The sequence below is a fragment of the Streptomyces albidochromogenes genome, assembly GCF_005981925.1.
In the GTDB taxonomy this organism is placed as follows: domain Bacteria; phylum Actinomycetota; class Actinomycetes; order Streptomycetales; family Streptomycetaceae; genus Streptomyces; species Streptomyces albidochromogenes.
The window spans coordinates 1-11809 of record NZ_VBVX01000213.1 but is presented as its reverse complement, the minus strand read 5'-3'; the positions used below and the strand labels follow the sequence as shown (position 1 = coordinate 11809).

The window sequence follows — 11809 nt, the reverse complement described above, 5'->3', positions numbered from 1 at the left end:
GGGTTGCCGACGGCGCGGACTGCCGCACGGGGCGCGTTCGCGCTTCGTCGAGCCGGGGTGACATGGTCTCCTCCATCGTTCTCGGCATATGGCTGCCGATGCCGATACGTCTGCGTGCGATGTGCGGCGCCTCCATAGCCGGTCGTGTTGGTTGTGTCCCTACTAGGCCTACCCGCTGTCGACCGGCAGTTGCAAGTCCCTAATGTCCGAATTGGCGGGTATTGGAGGGTTCTTCGGGTACCGATCGGCGTGGAGAAGGCGTAGTGTTCTGGCACGTCATTGACAGGTCACGACTGCGAAGAGAGACGAGACGGGCATGGAGCGCGGGACGGTCGGCAGCGCGAACCGGGGTCGGCTCCGGGTCGCAGTTCGGACCGAGGGACAGAGCGAGATTGTCACGCCGGCGGGTGAGCTGGATCACCACACCGCCGAGCTGCTCCGTGAGCCTTTGGACCATGCACTCGAAGCAGGACGTACGCGGCTGGTCATCGACTGCTCGGCGCTCGAGTTCTGCGATTCCACCGGGCTCAACGTGCTGCTCGGTGCGCGCCTCAAGGCCGAGGCGGCCGGGGGAGGGGTTCACCTGGCCGGGATGCAGCCGGTGGTGGCCAGAGTCTTCGAGATCACCGGGGCGGAGGCCGTTTTCAGCGTCCACGAGTCACTCGATGACGCGCTGGACGAGTGAATTTCGTCCCAGGCACACCTCCCGCTGACCGGTTTTGTTGACCGCGTCACGTGTCCGTACCGAAAAAGTGGGTGTTCTCACCGTTCGGTCGGGCAGGAGGTCTCTGACCGTGTCGGCCCCAGGGGGCTCAGAAGGCTCCCGTTGCCCTGGCAGCGATGAATTTGATGAATTGGCGAATCGGTGAGGTGAAGCGCTGATGAGCACCACCCGGCAGCCTCGGTCGGGCGACTCCGGCCAGGAGTCGGCGAGCCACGGCTCGGCCTCCGCCGTGTCCGCCGGCCAGGCGCGTTCTCTGACGCTGAGCAGTGCCAGCGGCATCGTGCCGCTGGCGCGCGACTTCACCCGCCAGGCGCTGTACGACTGGGGCTGGCTCCCCGCCTCGTCCGCCGACCGGCGGGCCGCCGCCGAGGACGTCCTGCTGGTCGTCTCCGAGCTGGTCACCAACGCCTGCCTGCACGCCGAGGGACCCGAAGAGCTGCGCGTCGCCTGCGACGGCAAGAAGCTGCGCCTCGAAGTCGTCGACCGGGGCACGGGCCAGCCCGCCCCGCGCACGCCCCACCGGGCGGGCCGGCCCGGCGGGCACGGCATGTTCATCGTGCAGCGCCTGTGCCTCGACTGGGGAGTCGAGCGCACCGGCGAGTCCAGCGGCAAGACGGTCTGGGCGGAACTCGCCGCTCCCGCGTAGCCCGCCGACCGGTCTCCCCGCCCTCGCGGGCCGAAGCTCCGGCCCAGGCGCGACACGGGGTTACCGGCGGTCCGTGGTCCTTCTCGTGCACGCCGATCCGGCGTGCACTTTGTCTTCCCTCGGCAAGACCTCAGGCGTACCTTGACGCCCAATCTGATGTGTCGTCAGTAACTTGTCTTCCGGCATAAGGGGACTCGAGGTGTCGTACGAGAAGCGGACAACTCTCGCGCTGGCGGCGGCGGTTGCGTGTTCGGTGGTGCTGCTGGCCGCCCCCGCGGCCCATGCCGACGTCGTGGACGTCAACTACCAGTGCAAGACACCGATCGGGGACAAGGCGGCCGTCTCCCCGATCGACATCAAGGGCGTGAAGAGCGGCAGCGCGTACAAGCTCACCATGTCGTTCCAGAAGGGCGTCTCGTCCAGCCCCGTGGAGCTGGGCAAGGGGGCGATGAAGCCCAGCGCCGTCATCAGGCTGGGCGGCGCGGAGAGCGGCTCCGTGCCGGTGTCGGGGCCGCCGAACCCTGCCGCGATCCCCGCCAACACCCCCATCAGGATCACCGACCTGAGCGGCACGTACACGCCCACCAAGAGCGGCAAGGTCACCTTCACGGCGTCCGTCCTGACGATCAAGGCGCTCGGTACGACCACCACCTGCACCCCCTCCAACAACCCGAAGCCGTCGCTGGAACTCGACGTCGAGGCCGCGGGCGGCGGCTCGACGGGCGGATCCTCGGACGGTACGTCGCAGAACGCGTCCGGCGGCGGCTCCGGCGAGCTGCCGAAGACCGGCCCGATGGACTCCGCACTGGCGCTCGGCACCCTCGGCGGCACGGTCCTGCTGACCGGGGCGGCCGGGGCGCTGTGGCTGACCCGGCGCGGCCAGCGGCCCACGGCCTGAAGCCGCCGGTGCACCCGCCGCGCCGTGCCCGCCGCACCGGCCTCCTCGCCGCCGCGGTACTGCTGGGCGCCGCCGCGCCCTCGGCGCCGTCCGCCGCGGCGGCCGAGGGCGCGCCGGCCTGGACGGCGGCCCCGAGCGGCGGAGGCAGACCGTACTTCTACCTGGAGGGCGTCGCCGGGACCGTCTTCGAGGACAAGGTGGCGCTGAGCAACCCCGGCGGCGAGGCCCGCACGGTCCGGCTGCGCGGCACGGGCGACGACAGCGGGAGCTGGATCGCGTTCGCCGAGACCGAGGTGAGGATTCCGCCGCGCACCCGCGCGGAGGTCCCGTTCACGGTGACCGTGCCGGCCGGGGCCGCGCCCGGCGACCACCCCGGGGCCATCGCCGCCACGGGCGCCGGCGGCTCGGCGGACGTACCCGTCCATCTGCGCGTCAGCGGTCCGACGCTGGCGGCGCTCACGGTCGAGGACGTCGCGGTCGAGGAGCGGGGTGACGGCGCCGTCATCCGGTACGCCCTGGTCAACCGGGGGAACACCGCGCTCGTCCCGCGCCTGGCGGTCCGCGCCGAAGGGCTCCTCGGCGGCGAGGTCCTGCGCCGCGCGCCCCGCCCGCTGCCACTGCGGCTCGCCCCCGGACAACGGGTGGAGCGCACCGAACCCTGGCCCGGCGCTCCGGCCCTCGACACCGTGGAGGTCCGCCTCACCGCGACCGCCGCCGGCGGCGCCCGTGGCCAGGCGACGGCGACGGCGGCGTTCGTGCCCTGGACCACGGTGACCGCCACGACGCTGCTGGTGCTGGCAGCGGCGGCCGGGGCGGTACGCCGCGTACGCCGCCGGAAACCACCGGAACCCGCGCCCGCGCCAGGGGAATCCACCCACCCCGAACGGCCGTTGGTGCAGTCAGGAGCGACGACATGACCCCCGCCCGAGGCCCGTGGGCCGTCGTGTCGCTGTGCGCCCTGCTGCTGGCGCTGGGCCTCCTCCCCGCCGCCCCCGCGAGCGCGGAACCCGACCGGCCGCCCCGGGTCACGCTCTCCCGGCCGGAGGCGGGCAAGGGCGGCGACATCACCGTCAGCGGGACCGGGTGGCGGCCGAGGACGCTCCTGATGATGCTGATCTGCGGGCAGTCCGCGCCCGGCCGGGGCGTCATCGGCGGCACCAACTCCTGTGCGAACGCGCAGGGTCGCGCCGTCACCACCGACGCCGAGGGCGCCTTCCGCAAGAAGATGCCGGTGGCCGAGCCGCCCAGGCCGTGCCCGTGCGTCGTGCACGTCGCGACCGTCACCGGCGGCGAACCGGCCGCCGCCGACGCCGGGTTCGTGGTCGCGGGCCATCCCGTGGCACCGCTCCCGCGGCCGGGCGGGGACGGACGGCTCGCGGTGCTCGCGGCCGCCCGGCTCGACGGTTCCGGCTCCGTACTGACCTGGTTCGGCGCCCCGCAGGCCCGCAGACTCGTCGTCACCGTCGGCAACCTCGGCTCCGACCCGGTGAAGGACCCCGTTTTCGAGGTCGGCACCTCGCACGGCGTCTTCGCCCCCCGGTGGGAGGAACGCCAGTGGCGGGGCACGATCCGGCCCGGCGGCAAGGCGCGGGTCGCCCTGGACGTGCGGCTGCCGGCCGGCGCCCACGGCGACTACCTCGTCTCGCTCACGTACGGGCGGAAGGTGCTGGCCGAGCAGCCGTGGGGCGTGGGGCGGCCCTGGGGCGTCACGCTCTTCTGGGTCCTGCTGTGCGTGGTGGTGCCGGCCGCGGTCTTCCGTATCGGCATGGCGGTCGTCGACAAGGTCCGGCCGCCGCGCACACCGGGCCGCCACCGCCCGGCCCGCCTCCCCGCCCGCACCCTTACGCCGCGCGCACGGGCGGCCCCCGGCGCGGCCGCGGGCGGCGCCACGGGCCTGCCGTGGTTCACCCCGGACAACGCGCCGGGTCCGGCCACCCCGATCTCCGCACCGGCTCAGCAGAACAGTCCGACGACGAAGGGAAATTCGTGACCACGCAACGGAGGATGAGCGCGGCCGGCGTCGCGCTGATGCTCGGCGGTGCGGGCATCCTGCTCGCGGCGAGTCCCGCGCAAGCAGCCGAGGTCTCGTACAGGACCGAGTGCATACCCCCGCCCATCTCCGGCCTGCCGCCCGTGCAGGGCACCACGAAGGTGTTGATCACGGCGCCCGCCGAGGCCAAGGTGGGCGACGAGATCGAGGTGGTGTGGAAGACGGTCGAGGCCGCTTCCAAGAACCCCGACGTCCTCGACCTGGACAAGGACACGGTCAAGCCGACCGGCACGGTCAAGGTGGGCGGCGCGGCGACCGGCGACCTGAAGCTGGAGGGGCCGCGGCAGAACCCGCCGATCCCCAAGAACAGCCCCATGGTGCTGCCGGACATGAAGGGCAAGCTGAAGCTGGAGAAGGCCGGCGAGATCACGCTCACTCCGGACGCGTACACCATCAACGTCAGCAAGCCGCTGTCCACGGACACCAAGTGCGCGCCGAAGGAGGCGGTCAAGGCCGCGGCGACCGTCAAGGTGTCGGCGGCCGGCGGCACCACGGGCGGTACGACGACGTCCGGCGGCACGACGACGGGCGGCACGACGACCTCGGGCGGTACGACGACGGGCGGTACGACGACCACCGGCGGCACCACCACCTCCGGCGGCAGCACCACCTCGGGCGGCAGCACCACCACCTCCGGCGGCAGCACCACCTCGGGCGGCAGCACCACCTCGGGCGGCGGTACGTCCACCTCCGGCGGCGGCGGTGGCGGCCCGAGCGACTTCCCCGGCAAGGAGGTCACGGTCGCCTTCGCGTGCAAGTCCCCGGGCCCGGCGAACATCAACTCCAAGGTGACGATCAACGCCAAGAAGAACGGCGGCGGTTACGACCTGGTCGTCAGGACCGCCAAGGGCGTCATGGACAGCCCGGCCGCCCTCCCCGCGGGGGCCCTCAAGCCCTCCATGGAGGTCCTGCTGGGCGGTGCGGACAAGGGCGCCGTCCCCGTCACGGGGCCCCCGAACAAGGACCCGCTCGAACAGGGCAAGCCGGTGGACCTGCCGGACATGACGGGTACGTACAAACCCGGCGCGAGCGGCAAGTCCACGCTCAGCCCCGGCACGCTCACCATCGACGTGACCCTCGGCGGCCAGAAGATCACCATCCCCTGCACCGTCAAGGGCAAGGCGGAGGCGTCCCTGGAACTCGACACCTCCGCCCAGCCGGGCGGCGCGTCGGGCGGCACCACGTCGGGCGGCACCACGTCGGGCGGTACGACGTCCGGCGGTGCGGCGGGCGGCGGCGCCGCCGGCTCCGGCGGCGGCCTCGCGGACACCGGGGCCTCCGACCACGGTGGTCTGCGCGCCCTCGGCCTGGTCGCCGGCACGGTGATCCTGCTCGGCGGCGCGGTCTTCACCTTCACCCCCTGGAGCCGCCTGCGCGGCCCGCGCTGACCGCCGACGCGGTACACACCCAGCGCGCCATCGCGCACTGAACGGAAGGAACAAAGGGGTGCCGCACCGGGGCCGGTGCGGCGCCCCTTTGTGCGTGCTGAATCTGAATGCGGAGAGTCCGGTTCCGAATTCAAGGAATGTGGCATTCCGTCGACGTGGAAGGGAACGAACTTGCGAAGAAGCCCCTCCTCATATGATCATCAGCGTTCTGGATCACAGGAACAGGGGGAGGTTTCGTGAGATCGCGACGTATGCCCGTCGTAGTCACCGTTCTGATAGTGGGTGGAGCGGCTCTTTTCAGCCCCGCGTCCGCCGGTGCGGCGGATTCGAGGGGGCGCTCTTCCGTCGACTCGGGTGAGATTCGCTGGGAAGACGAGACCAGGTTCGACGACGCCCGCAAGTGGTCGCATTCGGTGTGGACCAACAAGGACGCGGGGCTGACCCAGATCAAGATCGCACCCGATTCCAGCTGGACCATCACGGACCTGGAGTGGCGGGACGAGAGCCGCAAGGACGTGTCCTGGATCGCCCAGTGGCGGGGCAAGTCGGGGGCCGACCAGATAGTGATGAACCGCGCCTACCTGGATGACGGCAAGAAGTACGGAAAGACCGCGTGGCGGCGTATCGCGGCCGCGCACGAATTGGGGCACGCCCTGGGGCTCGATCACAAAGCGAACGGGACCCTCATGGCCAAGACCATAGACAAGGTCGCGTCGAACGCCCGCCCGACCAAGGCGGATCGCGACGGTTACCACAGGCTCTGGGGTTGAGAGTAATGAAGCTGAGCATTTCCAGGACTGCACTGCGATCCGCCGCGCTGGTGCTCGCCGGGGCCGTGATCTCCGGATCGGCCGTCTACGTCCTTTCGTCCGAAGAAAGCGGCGGTAATTCCGCGAACGGTCCGGTCAGTTACTCGCACTTCCTGTCCGGCGCCGACTATTCCGTCGACGCCAATCTCACCGGAGAGGCCGATCACGTCTTCTTCGGCAAGGTCAAGGTGAAGAAGGGCCAGCGGGACCTCGGAGTCGGGCCGGAAACGCAGTACGCGGTCGTGGTGGAGCGCGTCTTCAAGGGCGAACTGTCCGGCACCGTGGTGGTCAACCAGCAGGGCGGTGTGGACGAGGAGGGAGTGCTCGTCCTGCCCGAGAACGACCACCTTCTCCAGGAGGGTTCCACCTACCTCTTCGCCACCAAGCGCAACCCGGACAACGGCTGGAACACGCTGATCCCGGTGTACGGCGACGTTCCCGTGCCCAACACCAGCGCGCAGGCTCCCGGAATGCCCGACGCCAACGGGGACGGCCAGGCCACCGTGGCCGACCGCTGGGTGCTCGCCGTGAAGAACCAGGCCGACCTGTCGACGGCGCCTCCCGTGCCGGAGCCGACGGAGATGCCCGCGGAGGACCCGCCGGTCGAGGAGAGCCCGGCGCCTTCCGCCACCGACGCCGGTTAGTCGCGGTCGTACGACGAAGGCCGGCCCCGGTGCGCTCGCGCGTGCCGGGGCCGGCCTTGTCAGGACGAGGGGCGAGGGGTCAGTGGACCTCGCCCATCATCGACTGGACCTTCCTGCGGTACATCCACACCGCGAGGCCGGCGACCACCGCCAGCGAGGCCTCCATGGCGATGATCCCGGTTCCGTTCAGGTCGACCCCCGCCAGCGACAGCAGGCCGGTGGTGCAGTCGCCCGCCGTGACGGCGAGGAACCAGACGCCCATCATCTGGGAGGCGTACTTCCGCGGGGCCATCTTCGTGGTGACGGACAGTCCGACCGGGGAGAGGCAGAGCTCGCCGATGGTCTGGATCATGTAGATCGAGACCAGCCACATCGGGCTGACCTTGGTGCCGTCGGCCGCCATGCTCATCGGCACGACGAAGACGAAGAACGAGGCGCCGACCAGGACCAGGCCCATCGCGAACTTCACGATGGTGTTGGGCTCCTGGTTCTTACGGGCCAGCCACAGCCACAGCCAGGCGAAGACCGGGGCCAGCGCCATGACGAACAGCGGGTTCAGCGACTGGTACCAGGTGGCGGACGTGCTCAGGCCGAAGACGGTGGACGCGGTCTTCTCGTCGGCGAACAGCGACAGGGTCGAACCACCCTGGTCGTAGATCATCCAGAACACGGCGGCGGCCACGAAGAACCAGATGTAGCCGTTCATCTTCGACTGCTCGCCCGCGGTGAGCTCCTTGTCGCGCTTGATGCGGACCAGGACGGCGATCGGGATGATCAGACCGGCGAGCGTGAGCGGCACCAGCGCCCAGTTCAGCGTGAACGCGCCCAGGGCGACGACCGCGCCGTAGAAGAACGCGATCGCCAGGGTGGCGCCGACGACCTTCAGCAGGATGCCCTTGCGCTCCTCGGCGCTCAGCGGGTTCGGGACGACGTTGCTCTTCGGGCTCAGGTGGCGCGTACCGAGGAGGAACTGCACCAGGCCCAGGCCCATGCCGACCGCGGCGAGCGCGAAGCCGAGGTGCCAGTTGTTCTCCTTGCCGACCGTGCCGATGACGAACGGAGCGACGAAGGCGCCCAGGTTGATGCCGATGTAGAAGAGCGTGAAGCCACCGTCGCGGCGCGGGTCCTCGGGACCGTCGTAGAGGTGGCCGACCATCGTGGAGATGTTGGCCTTCAGCAGACCGGAACCGACGGCCACCAGGATCAGGCCGACGAAGAACATCGCCTGGCCCGGCAGGGCCAGCGACAGGTGGCCCAGCATGATGACGCTGCCGGCGATCGTGACCGTCTTGCGGGCGCCCCAGACGCGGTCGCCGAACCAGCCGCCCGGCATGGCCATCAGGTAGACCATGGAGACGTAGACGGAGTAGATGGCCGTGGCCGTGGCCGCGGTCATCGCCAGGCCGCCGCCCTGGCTGCCCGTCGCGGCGTCCGCGCCGCCGGAGACCAGGTAGTACACGAGAAGGGCGCGCATGCCGTAGTAGCTGAAGCGCTCCCACATCTCGGTCATGAAGAGAGTGGCCAGGCCGCGGGGGTGGCCGAAGAAGGTCTTCTCGCCCGAGGGAGCCCCGGCGGTGTCCTTCGTCAGGCTGGACGCCATGGTCGATCCTTGCTTGCTCGGGACGCGTCCGCCTCGTGAGCGGGTGCGCGCCCGGTGGGGGGCGGCCGGCGTCGCGCGAGGGTGGCCCGGCCCATGGTCAGTCACTGCGCGGAACGGCGATGCCAATCCCGTACAGAAAAGAGCCCTTTGGTGCGTTTTGCTGCCCAAAGGCCCGAAAGGACTCAGAGTCCTGCTACAGACGACTCGCCACCATACGCCACGAACCCGGCACATATGGAAGGACTTGAGATATGGATCACAGGTGACCAAGGAACCATCGGGCGTCTTTCCAAGGTCCACAACAGGATCGCATCCCACAGCCGCAGGACAGAACGATCAAGCGTCGACCGGCCACGACCCGTGCGGCACGCGGACTACCATCAGCCCATGACCCGTGTACTGCTCGCCGAGGACGACGCATCCATCTCGGAGCCACTGGCCCGCGCCCTGCGTCGGGAGGGTTACGAGGTCGAGGTGCGCGAGGACGGTCCGGCCGCGCTCGACGCCGGCCTCAAGGGCGGAGTCGACCTGGTCGTGCTCGACCTGGGCCTGCCCGGCATGGACGGCCTCGAGGTCGCCCGCCGGCTGCGCGCCGAGGGCCACGCCATCCCGATCCTGGTGCTGACGGCCCGCGCCGACGAGGTCGACACCGTGGTCGGGCTCGACGCCGGCGCCGACGACTACGTCACCAAGCCGTTCCGCCTCGCCGAGCTCCTGGCCCGCGTACGGGCCCTCCTGCGCCGCGGCGCCAGCGAGCCTGCCCCCGCGCCCGCCACCCACGGCGTACGGATCGACGTCGAGTCGCACCGCGCCTGGATGGGCGAGGAGGAACTCCAGCTCACGGCCAAGGAGTTCGACCTCCTGCGGGTCCTCGTGCGCGACGCCGGCCGGGTCGTCACCCGCGACCAGCTCATGCGCGAGGTCTGGGACACCACCTGGTGGTCGTCGACCAAGACCCTCGACATGCACATCTCGTGGCTGCGCAAGAAGCTCGGCGACGACGCCGCCAACCCGCGGTACATCGCGACCGTGCGGGGCGTCGGCTTCCGCTTCGAGAAGAGCTGACGTACACACACAGCCATGCGCCGCCGCCTGATCAACTCCACGCTCGCCGTGGTGCTTGTCGTCATCGCCGTCTTCGGCGTCTCCCTCGTCATCGTGGAGACGCGCACCATCAGCAACAGCGCCCAGGAGAGCGTCGACTCCGAGGCGCTGCGGCTGATCAGCGTCGTCGAGAGCCGCATCCTCGGTGAGGAGAGCGTCAACCCCGGGGTCCTGGGCGACCAGATCCACCCCGAGCGGTACGCCCGCATCGAGATCCCCGGCCGCGCCCCCATCGAGATCGGCGAGCGCCCCGGAGGCAGCGTCATCACGGGCGTCGAGCGGGGCGACTCCGGCGAGGTCGTCACCGTCCAGGAGTCCCGCTCCACCGTCACCGACGAGGTCGGCCGTACGCTCATGATCATCGGGGCGGTGGCGCTGCTCGCCGTCGTCGCCGCCGTCCTGCTCGCCGTACGCCAGGCCAACCGGCTCGCCTCCCCGCTGACCGACCTCGCCGAGACCGCCGAGCGGCTCGGCTCGGGCGACCAGCGGCCCCGCCACAAGCGGTACGGCGTACCGGAGCTCGACCGGGTCGCCGACGTGCTCGACTCCAGCGCCGAGCGCATCGGCCGGATGCTCACCGCCGAGCGCCGGCTGGCCGCCGACGCCTCCCACCAGTTGCGTACGCCGCTGACCGCCCTGTCCATGCGGCTGGAGGAGATCACCCTCACCGAGGACCTGGACACGGTGAAGGAGGAGGCGACGATCGCGCTGACGCAGGTCGAGCGGCTCACCGACGTCGTGCAGCGGCTGCTCACCAATTCCCGCGACCCGCGCACCGGCTCCGCCGTCGTCTTCGACCTCGACGAGGTCGTCAAGCAGCAGATCGAGGAGTGGCGCCCGGCCTACCGCAGCGCGGGCCGCGCCATCGTCCACTCGGGCAAGCACGGCATGCGGGCCGTCGGCACGCCCGGCGCGGTGGCGCAGGTGCTGGCGGCGCTGATCGAGAACTCCCTCATGCACGGTGGCGGTACGGTCGCCCTGCGTACCCGCGTCACCGGCAACCAGGCCGTCATCGAGGTGACCGACGAGGGTCCCGGCGTACCGGCCGACCTCGGCGCGCGGATCTTCGAGCGGAGCATCAGCGGCCGCAACTCCACCGGGATCGGTCTCGCCGTCGCGCGCGACCTCGCGGAGGCCGACGGCGGCCGCCTGGAGATGCTCCAGCAGCAGCCGCCGGTGTTCGCGCTCTTCCTCAGCCGGGTCGCGCGCCCCAAGGAGGCGCCGCGCGAGCCCACGGTCAGGTGACGCGGTCCCCGGGGGCGCTGTGGACGCCGGGGGCCCGGTGGGTGCCGTGGGTTCCGTTGATCATGCGCGGGTCGGCGGGGAACGGCTCGGGCGACTCCCCGGCCCCGTGCGGCGGCAGCTTCTGGAAGACCCAGGTGCGGTAGGACCAGAACCGGAAGACGGTCGCGATCCCGATGCCGAGGAACTTGAAGGCGTTGCTCTGCAGCGGGCTGTCCCAGCCGAAGCCGGACGTCGCGACGTACAGCACACCGCTCTGGATCACCAGGCCGATCGCGCTGAACAGCAGGAACAGCGAGAGCTCGCGGCTGCGCCGGTTCTTGTCGCGCTCCCGGTACGTGAAGTAGCGAAAGCCCAGGTAATTGAAGCCGATCGCGACGACCGTGGCGATGATGCCGCCCGGGACCACCGGCACGTCCATGAAGTGGCACAGCAGGTTGAAGACCCCGAGGTCCACCAGGAGCCCCACGCCGCCGACCGCCCCGAACTTCGCGAACTCGCGCGCGAGCCGTTCCAGGCGCCTGCGCCAGGGGCCGCCGTCCCGTCCACTCATGGTGTTCGCAAGCCCCGTTCCGGTCGGTGTCGTCGACGTTCGGTCGTGTCGTCAACCCGGCCATGCTAACCAGCGGTCTTCGCGGATGCGGGGCGCGAGGGGAGAGTCACGCGCCGGCCCCGCCGCCGGGCCCGCGGCGTGACTCCTGGGG

Annotated in this window: 12 protein-coding genes; 10 read left to right on the top strand and 2 right to left on the bottom strand. The window is 70.8% G+C overall.

All coding sequences use genetic code 11. The annotated features are described in order from the left end of the window. Nucleotides 1-316: 316 nt before the first annotated feature. From E2E34_RS23965 to E2E34_RS23930, 8 genes are all read left to right on the top strand, one after another. Nucleotides 317-685, top strand: coding sequence for an STAS domain-containing protein (locus E2E34_RS23965; protein ID WP_138903989.1), 369 nt, complete (start codon nucleotides 317-319; stop codon nucleotides 683-685). 196 nt (nucleotides 686-881) lie between these two features. After that, nucleotides 882-1370 carry an ATP-binding protein gene (locus E2E34_RS23960; protein WP_138903988.1) on the top strand — a complete coding sequence of 163 codons (489 nt, stop codon included), beginning with the start codon at nucleotides 882-884 and terminating at the stop codon, nucleotides 1368-1370. Between the two features lie 199 nt (nucleotides 1371-1569). Beyond that, a complete protein-coding gene (locus E2E34_RS23955; RefSeq protein WP_138903987.1) occupies nucleotides 1570-2268 on the top strand; it encodes an LPXTG cell wall anchor domain-containing protein in 699 nt (232 codons plus the stop codon). 8 nt (nucleotides 2269-2276) lie between these two features. Then, nucleotides 2277-3185 carry a COG1470 family protein gene (locus E2E34_RS23950; RefSeq protein WP_138903986.1) on the top strand — a complete coding sequence of 303 codons (909 nt, stop codon included), beginning with the start codon at nucleotides 2277-2279 and terminating at the stop codon, nucleotides 3183-3185. Continuing rightward, a complete protein-coding gene (locus E2E34_RS23945; RefSeq protein ID WP_138903985.1) occupies nucleotides 3182-4258 on the top strand; it encodes a hypothetical protein in 1077 nt (358 codons plus the stop codon). The genes E2E34_RS23950 and E2E34_RS23945 overlap by 4 nt, the downstream gene beginning before the upstream one ends. 14 nt (nucleotides 4259-4272) lie before the next feature. Next, on the top strand, nucleotides 4273-5706 hold the full coding sequence (locus E2E34_RS23940; RefSeq protein WP_138903990.1) for a hypothetical protein: 1434 nt from the start codon (nucleotides 4273-4275) through the stop codon (nucleotides 5704-5706). A 236-nt stretch (nucleotides 5707-5942) separates the two neighbouring features. Beyond that, complete coding sequence (locus E2E34_RS23935) at nucleotides 5943-6476, top strand: matrixin family metalloprotease (RefSeq protein ID WP_138903984.1); 534 nt, start codon at nucleotides 5943-5945, stop codon at nucleotides 6474-6476. Nucleotides 6477-6481: 5 nt separating this feature from the next. Further along, the gene (locus E2E34_RS23930) at nucleotides 6482-7159 is read left to right on the top strand and encodes a hypothetical protein (protein WP_138903983.1); all 678 of its coding nucleotides are present in this window, start codon (nucleotides 6482-6484) and stop codon (nucleotides 7157-7159) included. A gap of 79 nt (nucleotides 7160-7238) precedes the next feature. Here E2E34_RS23930 and E2E34_RS23925 read toward each other — a convergent pair whose 3' ends face one another. Beyond that, nucleotides 7239-8759 (bottom strand): peptide MFS transporter, encoded by a 1521-nt coding sequence (locus E2E34_RS23925; RefSeq protein ID WP_138903982.1) that lies wholly within the window; start codon nucleotides 8757-8759, stop codon nucleotides 7239-7241. A gap of 387 nt (nucleotides 8760-9146) precedes the next feature. Here E2E34_RS23925 and E2E34_RS23920 point away from each other — a divergent pair, with 387 nt between their 5' ends. Together E2E34_RS23920 and E2E34_RS23915 are read left to right on the top strand one after the other, a co-directional pair. Continuing rightward, the gene (locus E2E34_RS23920) at nucleotides 9147-9824 is read left to right on the top strand and encodes a response regulator transcription factor (protein WP_138903981.1); all 678 of its coding nucleotides are present in this window, start codon (nucleotides 9147-9149) and stop codon (nucleotides 9822-9824) included. Nucleotides 9825-9839: 15 nt separating this feature from the next. Beyond that, entirely contained in the window at nucleotides 9840-11108 is a 1269-nt protein-coding gene (locus E2E34_RS23915; RefSeq protein ID WP_138903980.1) for a sensor histidine kinase, read from the top strand. Here the strand turns inward: E2E34_RS23915 and E2E34_RS23910 are convergent. Beyond that, nucleotides 11101-11658, bottom strand: coding sequence for a GtrA family protein (locus E2E34_RS23910; protein ID WP_138903979.1), 558 nt, complete (start codon nucleotides 11656-11658; stop codon nucleotides 11101-11103). The genes E2E34_RS23915 and E2E34_RS23910 overlap by 8 nt on opposite strands. Between the last annotated feature and the right edge of the window lie 151 nt (nucleotides 11659-11809).

Bases quoted from the DNA above. Each gene is read 5' to 3' on its own strand.
- E2E34_RS23965 (WP_138903989.1), top strand. From the start codon at position 317: ATGGAGCGCGGGACGGTCGGCAGCGCGAACCGGGGTCGGCTCCGGGTC.
- E2E34_RS23960 (WP_138903988.1), top strand. From the start codon at position 882: ATGAGCACCACCCGGCAGCCTCGGTCGGGCGACTCCGGCCAGGAGTCG.
- E2E34_RS23945 (WP_138903985.1), top strand. From the start codon at position 3,182: ATGACCCCCGCCCGAGGCCCGTGGGCCGTCGTGTCGCTGTGCGCCCTG.
- E2E34_RS23940 (WP_138903990.1), top strand. From the start codon at position 4,273: ATGAGCGCGGCCGGCGTCGCGCTGATGCTCGGCGGTGCGGGCATCCTG.
- E2E34_RS23930 (WP_138903983.1), top strand. From the start codon at position 6,482: ATGAAGCTGAGCATTTCCAGGACTGCACTGCGATCCGCCGCGCTGGTG.
- E2E34_RS23925 (WP_138903982.1), bottom strand. From the start codon at position 8,759: ATGGCGTCCAGCCTGACGAAGGACACCGCCGGGGCTCCCTCGGGCGAG.
- E2E34_RS23920 (WP_138903981.1), top strand. From the start codon at position 9,147: ATGACCCGTGTACTGCTCGCCGAGGACGACGCATCCATCTCGGAGCCA.
- E2E34_RS23915 (WP_138903980.1), top strand. From the start codon at position 9,840: ATGCGCCGCCGCCTGATCAACTCCACGCTCGCCGTGGTGCTTGTCGTC.
- E2E34_RS23910 (WP_138903979.1), bottom strand. From the start codon at position 11,658: ATGAGTGGACGGGACGGCGGCCCCTGGCGCAGGCGCCTGGAACGGCTC.